Raw genomic sequence first — 15,066 nt, 5'->3', positions numbered from 1 at the left:
TCGGACTTTTCTCCCTTGATGCATCTAGTATGAAAGTTATACTAGCAAAAGAGAGGAGAATGCTGAATGAATGAAATAGTTATTTATGCTAAGAAGGGAAAGTTGGTCCTTTATGGAATCCTCTGTATTCTTTTCGTCTTAGTAAGTGGACTATTACTAGTAGTCGGTCTTGGTGACAGTAGTAATGATCGTTGGAAATTAATTATAATTGGGGGAATAGGTTTTATCTTTTTTGGTCTTTGTATGATCTATTGGATTAAGAGTATGTTGAAACGAAAACCGGCAATTATTTTGAATAACGAGGGTATTATCGATCAATCTACATATATAGGGGCTGGGCTTGTTAAGTGGAGTGAAATTGCAGATGTTGATTTTGTGAATTTTGGTGGTCAAACATATTTAGGGATCTACACAATCGATCCTGAATTAATTATTAATCGTTCAACCCCTTTTAAGAGATTTCTTAATCAGATGAATAAAGGCCTTTTGGCAACTCAAGTTAATATTCCAATAAAAATACTTGATTGCTCTCTAGATGAATTAATTGATGCGATAGGCTATTTTTGGAAAAAAGATTACGAGAAAGATAATTTAAATTAAAGTAGAGCCAAGCACTTGAATAATAAGTGCTTGGCTCTACTCATTTTTATGGTGTTATATATTCATAGATTTCGGGTAATAATCTTAATATAGTAGTCTACTTATAGCCAGATTACTAGATTTTATAGAAGAGGTGTTTGGATGTTAGAATGGATAGAACATATCAATTGGTCAGAGTTGTTGTTGGATATTGGCATTATTGCGCTAAAACTCCTAGCCATAATAATTGCCTATTTTATCATTAAATCAATTGGTAATAAGGCAATTGAAAGAGTGTTTATTCGAAAACAAAATGAAATGAATTCTGGTAGGGCGAAAACATTAGAATCTATTTCGAAAAATCTCTTTGCCTATTTCTTACTTTTTACGAGCTATTGGGAAGACAAAAAACGGAGAGCAATGGGGAGTTGAACGTAAATTAAGAAAAGCAATGAAGGAAGCACTCGATAAAAATAATATTGAAATACCGTATCCACACCAAGTGAATATTAGTAAACAGGTGTAGGAATATCAAAAGGGAAGTAACTATGTTTCAAAGTTACTTCCTTTTTCAATATGCTACAATTTTTGGTTTCAATGCTTGTCTTCCATTGTTAAAGCTACACAACCACATTTCTATTAGTAACATACCATCACTTTAATTTTCTATGTTGAAAAGTTATAGTATACATAAGATTATTGGGATTAGGCGGTGTTTAAATGTCGGAGAAATTGTATTATCAGGATCAATATTTAGGAAGGTTTTCATCTAGAGTAGAAAAAATCGAACAGGATGATGATGGCAAATACTTTGCTATATTAGAGCAAACCGCTTTTTATCCAACTGGTGGCGGACAACCGCATGATATAGGTACATTGAATGAAGTAAAAGTTTATGATGTAGAAGAAATTGATGGAGAAATAAGACATTACATAGAAGAACCAATTAATAAAGAAGAATTATGTGTCGGTGAAATTAACTGGGATAGAAGAATGGATCATATGCAGCAGCATGCTGGTCAACATATATTATCAGCTGCCTTTGCCGAAGAGTATAAGTATGAAACGATAAGCTTTCATTTAGGTACTGAATTATGTTCGATTGATTTACACACAGACTCTCTAACTGAAGATGAAGTTATCCAAACAGAGAGAATGGCAAATTTAATTATTCTTGAGAATCGTCCAATTGAAACAAAATGGGTTACAAAACAAGAAATTAATAAATATAAGTTAAGAAAAGAATTAGCTGTTACGGAAAATATTCGTCTTGTCATCATCCCTGAATTTGATTATAACGGCTGTGGAGGAACACATCCTCGTTCAACAGGTGAAGTTGGATCCATTCAAGTATTACATTGGGAAAAACATAAAAAGCATATTCGTGTTTACTTTGTATGTGGTAGAAGAGTGAGACAACAACTCCGCACAAAACATCAAGTAATTCAACGACTAACCAAACTACTAAGTGCACCACAAGAAAAATTAGAAGTTGTTACGGAACAAATGTTAGCTCAAATGAGTGAATATGAAAAACAGATCGCTACATTACAGATGGAAATTGTTGATTATGAAGCAACTACTTATATTGAAAAGGCTGAAATAATAGAGGGCCAATCGGTAATTAAGATATCTTCTGAGAATAAACCAATGGCTGTCCTTCAGCAATTGGCAAAGAAAATAGCAAATTTATCAAGTGAATCATTCATTTGTATAGTAAATGAAACAAGTGACAAGCTTCAGCTTGTTTGTGCAAAAGGAGAAAATCTACCGATAAATATGAATCAACTAATTAAAATTGTACTACCGAAGATAAATGGAAAAGGGGGAGGCAATGAAAATATTGCTCAAGGTGGAGGGGAAAAAACTCAATCGAAGGAAGAATTGTTTGATTTAATTGTTAGTACATTTTTTGATATGAAAAACTAGTGTTTTAAATTAGAGCTTTTCGTCGTTATCGATGAAAAGCTTTTTTATATTCGGCACAATATGACATTTTTCGGGTGGTGTCAGACACCTTTAAAGCATGTTTTTGCTTGTCTTTGAATAGGATGTATAAATGATTTTTTGTTGGGAGAGGTCGTTATGGTTCAGTTTATCTTAGAGATGTTTACGAGTGAAGAAAAAGCAGCTTCTATACTTTCTAGTCCACTGATTGAACTGATTTTTATGGTTCTATTTATTGGTTTTGTTGTTACGTTAATTGGACATATTGCACTTTATACTAAACTCAAAAAACTAAGAAATTACATAAGTGACACAAACCAAATTAATGTTGAACCATTACAAGAATTTCAAAAACAATATGAAGAAAAAGTAAAAGAAGAACCTATATCAGTAGAAACTTTTGTTCAAGAACGTTTTTCAAGTTGGCGCGTATTTGGATTACCAGTAGTCAATTTGATAAAAATGATTCAAATGACTGTTTCGGTATTTATTTTAATTGGGGTACTTGGTACTTTCATTGGACTAACGATTTCATTAGGTAACATTAGTTCAAGCGGAGATCAATTAATTGAAAATATTGCCGCAGTTCTTACTGGAATCGATGTGGCTTTTTATACGAGTATTGTAGGAATGGGCTCATCCTTAATAATGACTATTTTACTGAAAGTCTTAAATACCGAACATATGCTGACAGATATTATGTTAAAAGTTGAATCACAATTAGAAGGTCATCATGACAATAATTTAACTAAACTTATCGAGGTTTCAGAAAGAATAAACGATTCGATTATTAGTCTACAAGATACCAATCAACAATCATTAGGGAACATTGAACAGGCATTTGCAGGTTTCCAAGAATATACAACAGGCTTACAACAATCTGCGAAAGATTTAGCATTGTTTAATGAAGGGCTAAAAAGCAATCTAGAAGAATTTCATCGTTTATTCCATGAAATGAAAGATGTAACTCATGGATTCGGTGAAGGAACAAATCGATTAAATGATAATTTTGAATCCCTTTTTGATTACTTTAAGCGTGTCGATGATAAAAATGAGCGAATGGTCAAAGTTGTTGAAGGAACTCATGAAAAGGTTATGGAAGCCTCTGAACTACAAAAGCAAACATTACTTCAATTTCTTAATACAGTAGAAGAACTAAAGAATTTTACGTCATCTATTTTACAGGGACAAAAAGCCGTCTCTGATTCTTACAGTAAAATTATGAGTCAAACTAATCAGTTAGTAAAGAGAATGGAGACTAATAATAGTGAATTAAAAGCCATCTTTGGTTCAGATTTATCTTCAAGAATGGGAGATATTTCGAATTATTTAGCTGAACTATCGAGAGATTTTGATCGGCTTGGGGGAACAATATCTAATTTACCTGAAGCACTTACCATTATCAATCAAACTCAAAATGAATATAAGCATTTACTTTCTGATCGATTTGAAGAACTGAAACATTTTAATCGGACATTTAGTAATCATTTAAAAGAACATACAACAGAGTCAATGACATTTGAAAGAAATTTACGGGATGTAACGAAGACTTTTGAACAAGTGAGTATAAAAAATAATCAATTAATGCAAGAACTGGATTCGAAAATATCGCAAATGAATCAAGGATTTAATCATAGAGAAAATCAAATTGAAACAAGTGTTGGAATTTTAAAGGATACACTTTCAAATTACGTATCCAGTTTTGAAGGTTCGTTTAGTAATCGGATGGACCAAGTAGTCCGAAATATTTCTAGTGTAATGGATCAAATAAATGACAATATGAAACGTGAATTCATGGACATTAAGCGTATTAATGAACAGATTCAACAAGGCAATGCTCAATATACTCAAAGAATGGTACAAGAGTTAGCAAGAGAAATGCAAGCATTAATAAGACAATTAAGTGTCGTAAGTAATCAAGTTCCAACTAGACAACCAGGTATAGGGATGAATGACAATGGATACTAAATATCAACGTTTATTTAAAAAGGAGAGCGATGAAGGTCAATTTTGGCCATCTTTTACGGATGTATTAACGGTAATATTACTTTGTTTTATACTAATTTTTATTGTAATGATGGTCATTAAATCATTTCAAATTGAGGAAATGAAACGAACAATTGATCAAATAATGGGGGTAAGGGTAAATTTAGTGAATGATTTAAAAACAGAATTTAGTGGTACTGGTATTAAAGTCGATGAAAAAACTGGAGCAATCATATTTGAAACAGATATTTTGTTTGAATTTGATAAAGCTGAATTAAAACAAGAATCTTTCCAGTTTTTGGATGAATTTGTTCCGAAATATTTGGATGTACTATTAGGAAGTGAATATGAAGAGTATGTTGCTGAAATAATTATTGAGGGGCATACAGACAGAGCGGGTGGGTACTTATATAATTTAGAACTAGCTCAAAACCGTGCCTATAGTGTTGCTTCGTATATTTTAGGAGATAATTTTCCCTATAAAAATATACAGTCTGAATTAGAAGAGAAATTAACAGTGAATAGTAAATCATATACAGATTCTCGAACCGGTGAAAATGGAGAGTATAGTCCAGAAGCTTCGCGTAGAGTGGAATTTAAGTTTCGTCTAAAAGATGAAGAAATATTAAATAGAACTAGAGAGCTACTAGGAGAGTAATTTATTAATGTGATTTTACCTAACTGTATATTATAGAATTCCCTTTCCATACTAAATAAAAAGGAGGGAAAGGGATGGCTAAACGAACAAAGAAAAATAAACCTGATCAAAAAAACAAACAAGGGTTTGATTCTAGTAAGCAGGATACAGAGTTTTCAACCGAATTTGGAAGTGCTAAGGCAAATCAAGCACATAAAGAAAAAGCAAAAAAAGCTCGTAAAAGTAATCGCGAAAGTCAGTAATTATATCATAAAAAGAGGTGTCCAAATTGACTCGTACAAACAGAGAGAAAGAAAGGCAAAAGCGTGCTAAGAAAAATGCAAATAACCCACACGGTAAAGTAAAGCCATTTGAACAATTAGCTGAAGAAGTAGATAAAAATAAATAGTAAATGACCCATGAAAACGAATTAGGAGCATAGGAATGAAGTACTTATCACATGAAAAAGCCATAAATCACGTAAACAATATTTTAGGTGAGGATGTTTCAAAAGAATTTGAAAAACAACTCTCTGTTGCAGGTGAACATGGTGATCGAAATTTTTTTGTTGGAAATAGTAAAGGAAAAGAAATTGAAGTAGGAGTTGAATGGGATAAAGAAGCCGATCAATTAACCTATTTTATTCATGAATAAGTTCAAAAAAGAGGTAGATTCATCAATCTACCTCTTTTGGCTTACCCTGCATAATTTTTTTGGGGTATTCGGATTATCGTGTGGAAAACCCCAAATAAATAGATAATGTTTATCTTATCGTAAATCGGATAATAGTGTGGAATTCTTATAAACCCTCATAATTGCTCACAAAAAAGCTCTTCATTTAAAAATAAGTATTTCAATACAAAATCCCTTTTTATAAAGTATCTTCTTTCTATTGACTCTAACGTAACGTAATACTCTATAGTGGTAATTGAAGGAGGTGCAAAGTGATGGATATGAAGGTAAAAGAAGTGGCAGAATTGGTTGGTGTTAGTATTCGTACACTTCATCATTATGATCAGATTGGATTGTTGACCCCAAAAGAAATCACTGATTCTGGTTATCGACTCTATTCAGAAGAAAACCTTGAAACATTACAACAAATTTTATTTTTCAAGGAACTTGGATTCACCTTAAAGGAAATTAAAAAGATTATTAACAGCCCTTTATTTAACCGACAAGAAGCATTGATTTTACAACGAAAAATGTTGATTGAGAAACGAAAAAAAGTCGATAAAATGATTGAAACCATTGATAAGACGATTAAACATATGGCGGGAGAAATACAAATGACGAATGAAGAGAGGTTTGAGGGAATTAACGTTGGATTCAACCAATTTGAAGAAGAGGCTCGTCGCCGTTGGGGAAATCAATCTATTGATGAGATAAACGCAAAACTAAAGGGAATGTCCAAAGATGAACAAAATGATTTATCTGATAGATGGGATATGATCTTCAATAAACTTGCATGCCTTCGTGATCAATCCCCCGAATCCCAAGAGGTACAAGCAACAATTAAACAATGGTATGACTTTTTAAATGAAAATTTTAGTAAGTACTCTCTTGATGCCTTTTATGGATTAGGTCAACTTTATATTAATGATGAACGTTTCACAAAAAATATAGATCAGTATGGTGAGGGTTTAGCAAAACTCATGAGTGAGGCGATGGAGGTCTTTACGAATAATCAAATAAGAGGTGGTAGCAATGAAAATAATAATTGAGGATACAATTGAACAATACGATAAATTGTTTTCAATGGAAGAAGATAAAGAAAATTTTTATCGGTACTCAATGATGAAGCCTTTTGAAAAGATGTGGAATATGATTAATGTTCCATTAAAGGCTAAGCAACCTAATGGGTATGATGTAATAATGGCTACAAATATGCTTGGCTATCTTAATGTATCAGATACTCAAACTGGAAGACAAGCATTAGAAAGTTTAAAAGAAATTCAGGCTCTTCAAACAGCACATAGCACTTTGAATCATTGTATTGATTTTATTGAAAAAAATAATATAAATATTAATGCTGATGAATTGAGATTTGGTATGTATATAGCTGACCCGAAGAAGCTCGAATTACAAAAAGGTTATTGTGGTTTTGGAGGAATTCCAGGGTTTATTCAAGTATCTATTTACCCAAACTCCTATAATATTCCAAGGATTCCTGCTGTAATTGCACATGAATTCCATCATAATATCCGTTTTTCATATTTTGATTGGGATCATGGAGACGTTACCGTTGGTGATTACTTAATTATAGAGGGTTTAGCTGAGTCATTTGCAAAAGAACTTTATGGAGAAGATCTTTTAGGACCTTGGGTTACTTCTTTTGATAAAGAGGACTTAGAATATTCAAAAGAAGTTATAAAGGATGCTTTAGATATTAAAGGGTTTGCTGAGGTCAGCAGTTATATGTTTGGTGATACCATTGCAAAGGAACAAGGCTATCAACCTGTTGGCTTATCATCATTTGCTGGTTATGCAGTAGGCTACCATGCAGTGCAGTCTTTCATGGAAACCAATAATGTGGGGATAGAAGAAGCTACCTTACTTGGCACAGATGAAATACTAAGCAATTGTGGACTGTTTTCTAAATAACCTGTTTGTACTAATGAAGGCATTACTGTGATAGCTAAGTAATGCCTTTCTTATTTAACTGCAATTCATATGATTTTCTTATTAAATGCTCAATAAACAAAGGGAAATGAAATAATGACAACTAATATGCTCAATCTACCAAGTTTTAAGATTCTTGATATGAAGGAGAGTGAATATGATTATAGGTTCTTAGTTGAGACTACATTGCCACCTCCTTCTTATTGCCCAAAATGTGGTACGGTTGCTAATCTATATAAGCATGGTAAAAAGGAACAATTATTCTTTGATTTGCCGATGCACGCTAAACGAGTTGGCATCTTCGTTAAAAGACAACGTTACAAATGTAATGAGTGTGGGGCTACATTCTTTGAAAGTCTTCCAGATATAGATGAAGGCCGTTCTGTTACCAATAGGCTAATTAATTGGATTCAAGAAGCAAGCCTTGTAAAAACGTTTACCAGTGTTGCAGAAGAGATTGGCGTTGACGAAAAGACTGGACGAAACATCTTTAATGACTACGTTGATGAGTTTGAAGCTCAAACTGATTTTAGAACTCCTAAATGGCTTGGTATTGATGAAGTCCATTTACTTAAAAACTATCGTTGTGTCATCACAGATGTTGAAAACAAGTCAGTAATTGACATCTTACGCAAACGCAATAAAGATAATGTTATCAGTTATCTTTCAAAGCTCCAAGACATTGATAAAATTGAACTTGTAGCAATGGATATGTGGAATCCTTATAAGAGTGCTGTTAACACAGTGATACCACATGCCAAAATCGTAATTGACAAATTCCATGTCGTTAAATTAGCCAATGAAGCCTTAGAGAAAATCCGAAAAGCTAACCGTAAAAATATTACAGCCAAAGAACGTAGACAACTTATGAGAGATCGTTATGTGCTTCTTACAAGGAGTAAAGACTTAACAGACTTTGATGACCAGATAAAGCTACAGGTATGGACTCAGAACTTTCCATTACTCGGACAGGCTTATGAACTCAAAGAGCAATTCTTTGACATCTATGAAGCTGAATCAATCAACGATGCCTATATACTCTATCAAAATTGGGTTTCAAATGTACCTAAAGAATTAATGACTTATTTTGAAGATCTGATTAGGGCTATGAATAATTGGGAAGAAGAAATATTCAACTATTTCAATTCTCCTATTACAAACGCTTATACGGAATCCCTCAATCGTTTAATTAAGACAATGAACCATGTTGGTCGTGGTTATTCTTTTGAAGCCCTTAGAGCAAAGATTTTGTTTACTCAAGGCTATCGTAAAGTTAAAAAGAAAAAGAAATTCAAAGAAGTTGAAGTTACTTTTGGAAAAATGTTACCCGATCAATTCCCAAGTTGGTCACAAACTGGTTATGAATGGGTGTATGAAGAAATTTATGGTGCTGATTTTTCCACACTGTCTAAGGCTATGGAAGAGGGTACTTTTTAACCCTCTTTCCACACTATTTTCCGATTACCCTTTTTTTGTTTCTCTACAGATTGCTTCTTTCCTTTTCCGAATTTCCTTTTTATATAAAAGAGGCCCAGCAAGATTATAGCGATTCCACCCATTATATAGGTGAGATAATTAGTAATAAATTCCTCAGATGCTTGTCCAAATAAATAAAAAGAAATACCTACGATATAAAATTTAAATGCTCTACCTATTGCGGCATAGCCGATTAATTTCCATATAGAAAAATGAAAACATCCTGATAGAATGGTAAATACTTTAAATGGTATAGGTGTGAAAGCTCCAATTAAGATGGCTGCTTCTCCATTTCGATGGATGGAGTCAGTAGCTTTGTCAATCCATTTTTTTTTCAAGAACTTATGCAGTATAGGTTCTCCAAGTTTATGACCAATTAAATATCCGATTGGTGTGCCTAGAAGACATGCTATATAGCCAACAGTAGCTAACAATATGGCTGATTGAGGGTTTATAAGACTGAGTGAAACTTGGGTGAAAAAAGCAGGTATTGGGAATATAATGGCGTCGATAAAAGAGTGAATAAACATCCCAATAAAACCAAAATCTTCAAAAAAATCACTTACTTGTTGGACCATGACATATCTCCTTTATTGAGCTTTACTTCTAGGAAATTATATCATAAAAAAAGTAACAGTCTCTATTAAAGTGTTTAACTTTGTAGAAAACTGTTACTTAGCTTCTTGATTGTAGATGAATTAAGGAGCTAGTCCAAGGAGTTATTGCCTGTTCTTTGGATACCTTACTTTACCTTTCATTTCATTTAGTTCCTTTTTACTTTTATGTTTTTTATTCTTATCTTTAGCCATGGTTATCCCTCCTTACTCAATAGTCTGAACGACTTTTAGAGAATCATGTATAACAGATTAGGTTGGGATAACACAGTATATTTGTTATCGGTTAGCAGCTAACCATTTTTGAATAAAATTTTTATATTTACTTCGTGTTTTCTTATTCTTTACTATAGGTGTTTCTACTGGATCTGAAAGTCCATTAACAAGTAACGTAATTCTAAATTTATGTCCTGGTTCATTGATAAAATAAGAACCAATTTTAAAGAGCTCTGCCTTATCAAAGAGGTCGTTTAACCTAAGATTAATTTGTTTAAATGCCTCCATATCGACTTCACCAGTATAGCCAATATTAATGATTAATTGTTCTGCCTCAGTGAAATCATTTGGAAGATAGGGGGTTTGAATAAAATATTTTAAAGGTTGATCAAAATTTCGGCCCTCTATTGTATGTATGAAAAGTGGCCCTCTATTTCGGTATATAAATGTTTTTATATCCTGATAGTCAATATTAATTTTTCCTGTATCATCAACCATTTCACGTAACGTATTAATTGTATGCTCTTCAATCATGTCAAAAGTTTCTTGTGCTTCATGAATTGGAGTAGTTGGGGCGATTGTATCCATTAATCCATCACTGTCGAAGAAGATTACTGCATCACAGAAATCTTTCATTATGAAATATTGTTCTTTAGCAGTTAGAGCTCTTCTTTTTCCTTCAAAAGAAAACGGAAATCGAAATACTCCAATTAATAATGGTTTTCTTTCACGTAAGGACTCTAATTTATTCCTTAATTCTTGGGTCTCACTAGGATTTCCACCTATAAAACGATAAAAGCACATATCAGCTTGTTCTAGTTCTGCAATAATCGATTGTTTTTTATCTGAGAAATCTGTGTCCATCATAAATGGTCCAAAAATTCTTTCCATGTCGCCTCTCCCTACTGATATATTTCATTATTTTCACCATAATAACAGATACAACAGAGAAAGTTTGTCACATTGTGTTAAGAAAAAGGACTATTTTTGTTGAAAGCTATTTTAATCATAGTGGGTGATTATTTAATTTTTTTTCGGTTATTATCAATCTAACACTTTACAATTATATATAAATAAAGTAATATATATTTTATTGCAAAATACTTACCTAGGTAACTAATTGGGGGACTTTGTTGTGTTGAACCAGGATTTAATTCATCTTTTAAATCAGCGTGTACGGTTGATTAATAAGAAATTGAATGAAAGTTTACAGGAGTATGGGTTATATAATGCCCAGTGGTCAATACTTTACTATTTGAATAATCATGGGGCAAAAACACAGAAGGAAATTATGAATTATTTTCATGTCAATGCACCGACTATTACACGTACCGTGAAAAGAATGGAAGAAAATGGCTGGGTTATTCGGATTACAGGCGCTGATCGTCGTGAACGGTATATAGAACTTACAGATATGGCAAAGAAACGTTATTTAGAAATAGAAGCTATTGTATCAACGCATGATGAAGAGGTACTTTCCAACATAAACGAAGAAGAAAAAAAGTTGTTATATCATTTACTAAATAAGTTAGATTAGAGGAGATAGTATAGCATGAGCAATCATAGTACTAAAATATGGACAAAAGATTTTATTAACATTTCCTTAGTTCAATTCATTGTCTTCATTGGATTTTATACATTATTAACAACATTACCTATCTATGTTATGAAAGAATTGGGAGGTACGGAGGCCCAGGGCGGATTAGTTGTAACGATTATGTTAATTGCTGCAATCATTATGCGTCCAATATCAGGTAATTTAATAGAAAAAGTAGGTAAGAAAAACACATTAATGTGGGGCACGGGATTGTTTTCGGGTACCATGTTTTTTTATTTGCTCGTAGATAGTTTTATTGGCTTAATGATTCTAAGATTTATACATGGTCTTTCTTTTGGTGTATTAACGACTGTAGTAAGTGCAATCGCAGCTGATGTAGTGCCAAATGAAAGAAAAGGAGCAGGACTTGGTTATTTCGCTATGGCTACCAATATAGCTATGGTAGTAGGTCCGTTTTTAGGTTTAACATTGATTCAGTTTATTTCTTTTAAGGTCTTTCTATTTGTTGTAAGTATTATAATCCTCCTGAGTGTTCTATGTGCCTTCCAAGTTAAGGTCCCTCAAATAACTCATACAATAATAAAAAATACAATGAGGAAATTCTCTATCCATGATTTAGTTGAAACAAAAGCTTTACCGATTGCTGCAATTAGCTTATTTGTAGGTGTGGCTTATTCTAGTATTCTTTCTTATATTAGTGTATTTGCGAATACAAATGGATTAGAAAATGTTGCTAGTTATTTCTTTGTTGTCTTTGCTGTAGTTATGATTCTTGCTCGTCCATCATTAGGACAATTATTTGATGTAAAAGGGCCAAAATACGTCATTATTCCAAGTTTAATAGTGTTTAGTTCAGGTCTAGTGTTGTTAAGCTTTACAAGTTCACCATGGATGTTTCTTGTTGCCGCAGCGGTAATTGGATTAGGAAGTGGTTCGTTGTTACCTAGTTTCCAAACGATGTGTATCCAAGCTGGTGGTCCCGGTAGAAGTGGACATGCTACTGCAACATTTTATATTTTCTGGGATATCGGAATAGCAACAGGTTCTTATGTACTTGGATTAATTGTAGCAATGTTTAATTTCCAAGTATTATACATTACTTGTGCTATATTGCTATTGATTGTGCTTGGTATGTTTATGTTACAACAATCCTGGCAAGGAAAAGAGCAGAAAGTGAAAGAACAAGTACCAGTAGAAAATGTATAGTAATATAAGCACAAATTAACAGAAAAAATTGTATCAGCCTTCAGACTGAAAATCTCTACTCTTTTAGTAGGGATTTTTTGTTTGTAAATATCAGTCGCCATCCCGAGGTTAAAAAAAGTGTAACTGTATATGATAAGAGTAAGATAACTAAGGGAGGAAATAACATGTATATGGATTTCAATAGAATGGTTATAGAGAATAGATTAAAAGAAATGAGAAAATATGCAGCTGGTTCAAATGGATTAAAAAAGGAAAAGAAATTAAGAAATATGAAGAAACAACAATTCCACTTATACCATACTAGAGAAGTAAGTTAATCTGTTCTTCGAAAAGGGCGCTGCAATATCAAGGAAATAATAACAAGAAGGCAACTGTTTTCTTGTTATTATTTTTTGTTTTATCATGCTATTATGAAAATATGATAGTAAGGGGGAAGAAATATGAACACAGCATTAGTATTTGGTGGAACTAGATTTTTTGGCGTGAACTTAGTAGAGAATTTATTGAATCAAGGTGTAAAAGTTACTATTGCTACGAGACAAACAAGTGAAGATCCATTTGGTGATAAAGTTGAACGGCTAAAATTGGACCGATTTGATCATTCTTCGGTAGAATCTGCTGTTCACGGGAGAGAATGGGATGTTGTTTTTGACCAATTATGTTTCTCATCAAATGATGCCGAGATAATAGCAAATACTTTAACTGGAAGAATGAAACGGTATGTATTCACTTCAACATTATCAGTCTATGATTATGGAGAAAATATGGCAGAAGAAAAATTCGATCCCTACACATATGATTTGAAGATGGTTGATAGACAAGAGGTTTCGTATCAAGAAGGAAAAAGACAAGCTGAAAGTTATTTTTTCCAAAAAACATCTTTTCCAGTAGTAGCCATGCGTATTCCAATCGTCCTTGGAGAACAAGATTATACCGAACGATTATTACATTATGTTTTGTCTGCTAAGGAAGGTAAGGAGATTTACTTTCCAAATCTTGAAGCGGAAATGTGTTTTGTTCACCAGAAAGAGGCGGGAGATTTTCTAGCTTGGGTAGCAGATACCAATTTTAATGGACCAGTTAATGTTTGTGCCAATGGTACAATTTCAATGGGAGACCTAATGAGATTGATATCTAAGAAAACTAATGCAACGATAAACATTACAACGGAGAAACTTGCAGAATCTCCATATGGAATTAAAGAAACATGGACGATTAGTAATGATCGAGCAAAAAATCTTGGATATAACTTTACAAATCTTCAAGATTGGTTACCGGATTTAGTCGCTTATTTATCTAAATAAATGTTGAGAGGTGTGGATCAATTGGATTTGAACCGCATCTCTTTTTTTGTACGCTTCAGATTTTATGTAGAAATAGCCATATTGTAAGTCCTTGTGCTAAAATATTAGTAAAATTATGAAAAAGAATGGGCGTGTCATATGCTATTACTTGTTATTTGTGTCTCACTTATCACCATTTTTATTCAGACAATATTAAAAAGAAAATTGAAAATCGAAGTAGGTCCTGTTCCACTGAGAGCGTATAGTAATTTAGATAGACTAATACAGCGGATATTTATTATTGGATTCGTCATAATACTTGCCGTTATTTATTTTGTTTTAACCCCAGCGGATATCTATATCCTATTTGGCTTTGCAGTTTTATTCTTAAGCTACAGGACGTTTATGGAATATAAATATGATCGAGAAGAGAGGGAGTATCTGCTTAGTTTTGTTTCTACTTTAGGATTATTTATTCTTTTTGTTAGCTCCGTTTTTTATGGGATTCAATATATGGAACCATATAAAGAAGCAGAACAACAAATTAAATCATTTACCCCAGAATCTATTCAGCAAATAGAAATTGTTAATTATGCATGGGATGAAAATGTTAGAGATGTGTTAAAGGCAATGAATTACAAGGGTGAAGCTACCATTGATGATTCCAAGTTGATAACGGAAATATTAGCAGCATTCTCTGAAACTGAACTCCAAACGAGGGATGTATCGAAAGTAAACTTAAATAATTATTACCGTCTCTATTTTAATGGCGATCAAAGTATTGAAATAACAGTTTATGATAAATTTTTGACATTAAATACAGGTGAACTGACTTGGCTTAATGTAAAAGGTGAAAATAAAGTTTACGATTTGTTAAATGACAATAATATAGAATGGCATGATCCAGAGATTTAAGGATAGGGAAAGAAAAAGGTAGCCAATGAA

Annotated in this window: 18 protein-coding genes and 1 pseudogene; 17 read left to right on the top strand and 2 right to left on the bottom strand. The window is 32.8% G+C overall.

What is annotated here, in order from left to right; translation table 11 throughout:
* The first annotated feature begins 66 nt into the window (after nt 1-66).
* From IEV35_RS13010 to IEV35_RS12965, 12 genes and pseudogenes are all read left to right on the top strand, one after another.
* On the top strand, nt 67-600 hold the full coding sequence (locus IEV35_RS13010; RefSeq protein WP_188385089.1) for an STM3941 family protein: 534 nt from the start codon (nt 67-69) through the stop codon (nt 598-600).
* 141 nt (nt 601-741) lie between these two features.
* Nucleotides 742-1,011: a hypothetical protein gene (locus IEV35_RS13005; RefSeq protein ID WP_188385088.1), complete on the top strand. Its 270-nt coding sequence runs from the start codon at nt 742-744 to the stop codon at nt 1,009-1,011.
* A pseudogene (locus tag IEV35_RS20465) lies at nt 965-1,105 on the top strand (mechanosensitive ion channel protein); the annotation flags it as partial. The gene IEV35_RS13005 and the pseudogene IEV35_RS20465, both read left to right, overlap by 47 nt.
* A 194-nt stretch (nt 1,106-1,299) precedes the next feature.
* Complete coding sequence (locus IEV35_RS13000; protein ID WP_188385087.1) at nt 1,300-2,508, top strand: alanyl-tRNA editing protein; 1,209 nt, start codon at nt 1,300-1,302, stop codon at nt 2,506-2,508.
* Between the two features lie 156 nt (nt 2,509-2,664).
* Complete coding sequence (locus IEV35_RS12995; protein WP_188385086.1) at nt 2,665-4,494, top strand: MotA/TolQ/ExbB proton channel family protein; 1,830 nt, start codon at nt 2,665-2,667, stop codon at nt 4,492-4,494.
* Nucleotides 4,484-5,170: an OmpA family protein gene (locus IEV35_RS12990; RefSeq protein WP_188385085.1), complete on the top strand. Its 687-nt coding sequence runs from the start codon at nt 4,484-4,486 to the stop codon at nt 5,168-5,170. Before IEV35_RS12995 ends, IEV35_RS12990 begins: the two co-directional genes overlap by 11 nt.
* Nucleotides 5,171-5,244: 74 nt before the next feature.
* Nucleotides 5,245-5,412: a hypothetical protein gene (locus tag IEV35_RS12985; protein WP_188385084.1), complete on the top strand. Its 168-nt coding sequence runs from the start codon at nt 5,245-5,247 to the stop codon at nt 5,410-5,412.
* Between the two features lie 26 nt (nt 5,413-5,438).
* On the top strand, nt 5,439-5,558 hold the full coding sequence (locus IEV35_RS20210; RefSeq protein WP_229740753.1) for a DUF6254 family protein: 120 nt from the start codon (nt 5,439-5,441) through the stop codon (nt 5,556-5,558).
* A 35-nt stretch (nt 5,559-5,593) separates the two neighbouring features.
* Nucleotides 5,594-5,803: a hypothetical protein gene (locus IEV35_RS12980; RefSeq protein ID WP_188385083.1), complete on the top strand. Its 210-nt coding sequence runs from the start codon at nt 5,594-5,596 to the stop codon at nt 5,801-5,803.
* A gap of 293 nt (nt 5,804-6,096) precedes the next feature.
* A complete protein-coding gene (locus IEV35_RS12975; RefSeq protein WP_144928813.1) occupies nt 6,097-6,870 on the top strand; it encodes a MerR family transcriptional regulator in 774 nt (257 codons plus the stop codon).
* Nucleotides 6,854-7,750, top strand: coding sequence for a DUF2268 domain-containing putative Zn-dependent protease (locus tag IEV35_RS12970; protein WP_188385082.1), 897 nt, complete (start codon nt 6,854-6,856; stop codon nt 7,748-7,750). The genes IEV35_RS12975 and IEV35_RS12970 overlap by 17 nt, the downstream gene beginning before the upstream one ends.
* 114 nt (nt 7,751-7,864) lie before the next feature.
* The gene (locus IEV35_RS12965; protein ID WP_188385081.1) at nt 7,865-9,205 is read left to right on the top strand and encodes an ISL3 family transposase; all 1,341 of its coding nucleotides are present in this window, start codon (nt 7,865-7,867) and stop codon (nt 9,203-9,205) included.
* Here IEV35_RS12965 and IEV35_RS12960 read toward each other — a convergent pair.
* On the bottom strand, nt 9,202-9,822 hold the full coding sequence (locus IEV35_RS12960) for a YqaA family protein (protein WP_188385080.1): 621 nt from the start codon (nt 9,820-9,822) through the stop codon (nt 9,202-9,204). The genes IEV35_RS12965 and IEV35_RS12960 overlap by 4 nt on opposite strands.
* 315 nt (nt 9,823-10,137) lie before the next feature.
* Nucleotides 10,138-10,965, bottom strand: a complete 828-nt coding sequence (locus tag IEV35_RS12955; RefSeq protein ID WP_188385079.1) for an FtsZ/tubulin family protein — start codon at nt 10,963-10,965, stop codon at nt 10,138-10,140.
* A 244-nt stretch (nt 10,966-11,209) separates the two neighbouring features.
* Here IEV35_RS12955 and IEV35_RS12950 point away from each other — a divergent pair, with 244 nt between their 5' ends.
* The 5 genes from IEV35_RS12950 to IEV35_RS12930 all read left to right on the top strand — a co-directional run bounded on the left by IEV35_RS12950 (nt 11,210) and on the right by IEV35_RS12930 (nt 15,036).
* Nucleotides 11,210-11,611, top strand: a complete 402-nt coding sequence (locus IEV35_RS12950) for a MarR family winged helix-turn-helix transcriptional regulator (protein ID WP_188385078.1) — start codon at nt 11,210-11,212, stop codon at nt 11,609-11,611.
* A 15-nt stretch (nt 11,612-11,626) separates the two neighbouring features.
* Entirely contained in the window at nt 11,627-12,838 is a 1,212-nt protein-coding gene (locus IEV35_RS12945) for an MFS transporter (RefSeq protein WP_188385077.1), read from the top strand.
* Nucleotides 12,839-13,002: 164 nt separating this feature from the next.
* On the top strand, nt 13,003-13,155 hold the full coding sequence (locus IEV35_RS12940) for a hypothetical protein (RefSeq protein WP_188385076.1): 153 nt from the start codon (nt 13,003-13,005) through the stop codon (nt 13,153-13,155).
* Nucleotides 13,156-13,278: 123 nt separating this feature from the next.
* Entirely contained in the window at nt 13,279-14,142 is an 864-nt protein-coding gene (locus tag IEV35_RS12935) for an NAD-dependent epimerase/dehydratase family protein (RefSeq protein ID WP_188385075.1), read from the top strand.
* Nucleotides 14,143-14,280: 138 nt separating this feature from the next.
* Nucleotides 14,281-15,036: a DUF4181 domain-containing protein gene (locus IEV35_RS12930; protein ID WP_188385074.1), complete on the top strand. Its 756-nt coding sequence runs from the start codon at nt 14,281-14,283 to the stop codon at nt 15,034-15,036.
* Nucleotides 15,037-15,066 lie beyond the last annotated feature (30 nt).

The sequence above is a fragment of the Ornithinibacillus halotolerans genome (assembly GCF_014637405.1).
In the GTDB taxonomy this organism is placed as follows: Bacteria; Bacillota; Bacilli; order Bacillales; family Amphibacillaceae; genus Ornithinibacillus; species Ornithinibacillus halotolerans.
Note: the sequence above shows the minus strand (reverse complement) of the source record. Positions and strands in the feature narration are given on the sequence as shown.

Bases quoted from the DNA above. Each gene is read 5' to 3' on its own strand.
- IEV35_RS12935 (WP_188385075.1), top strand. From the start codon at position 13,279: ATGAACACAGCATTAGTATTTGGTGGAACTAGATTTTTTGGCGTGAAC.
- IEV35_RS12930 (WP_188385074.1), top strand. From the start codon at position 14,281: ATGCTATTACTTGTTATTTGTGTCTCACTTATCACCATTTTTATTCAG.
- IEV35_RS12985 (WP_188385084.1), top strand. From the start codon at position 5,245: ATGGCTAAACGAACAAAGAAAAATAAACCTGATCAAAAAAACAAACAA.
- IEV35_RS12955 (WP_188385079.1), bottom strand. From the start codon at position 10,965: ATGGAAAGAATTTTTGGACCATTTATGATGGACACAGATTTCTCAGAT.
- IEV35_RS12995 (WP_188385086.1), top strand. From the start codon at position 2,665: ATGGTTCAGTTTATCTTAGAGATGTTTACGAGTGAAGAAAAAGCAGCT.
- IEV35_RS13005 (WP_188385088.1), top strand. From the start codon at position 742: ATGTTAGAATGGATAGAACATATCAATTGGTCAGAGTTGTTGTTGGAT.
- IEV35_RS13010 (WP_188385089.1), top strand. From the start codon at position 67: ATGAATGAAATAGTTATTTATGCTAAGAAGGGAAAGTTGGTCCTTTAT.
- IEV35_RS12960 (WP_188385080.1), bottom strand. From the start codon at position 9,822: ATGGTCCAACAAGTAAGTGATTTTTTTGAAGATTTTGGTTTTATTGGG.
- IEV35_RS12965 (WP_188385081.1), top strand. From the start codon at position 7,865: ATGACAACTAATATGCTCAATCTACCAAGTTTTAAGATTCTTGATATG.
- IEV35_RS12970 (WP_188385082.1), top strand. From the start codon at position 6,854: ATGAAAATAATAATTGAGGATACAATTGAACAATACGATAAATTGTTT.
- IEV35_RS12975 (WP_144928813.1), top strand. From the start codon at position 6,097: ATGGATATGAAGGTAAAAGAAGTGGCAGAATTGGTTGGTGTTAGTATT.
- IEV35_RS12940 (WP_188385076.1), top strand. From the start codon at position 13,003: ATGTATATGGATTTCAATAGAATGGTTATAGAGAATAGATTAAAAGAA.
- IEV35_RS12945 (WP_188385077.1), top strand. From the start codon at position 11,627: ATGAGCAATCATAGTACTAAAATATGGACAAAAGATTTTATTAACATT.
- IEV35_RS13000 (WP_188385087.1), top strand. From the start codon at position 1,300: ATGTCGGAGAAATTGTATTATCAGGATCAATATTTAGGAAGGTTTTCA.
- IEV35_RS12980 (WP_188385083.1), top strand. From the start codon at position 5,594: ATGAAGTACTTATCACATGAAAAAGCCATAAATCACGTAAACAATATT.
- IEV35_RS12990 (WP_188385085.1), top strand. From the start codon at position 4,484: ATGGATACTAAATATCAACGTTTATTTAAAAAGGAGAGCGATGAAGGT.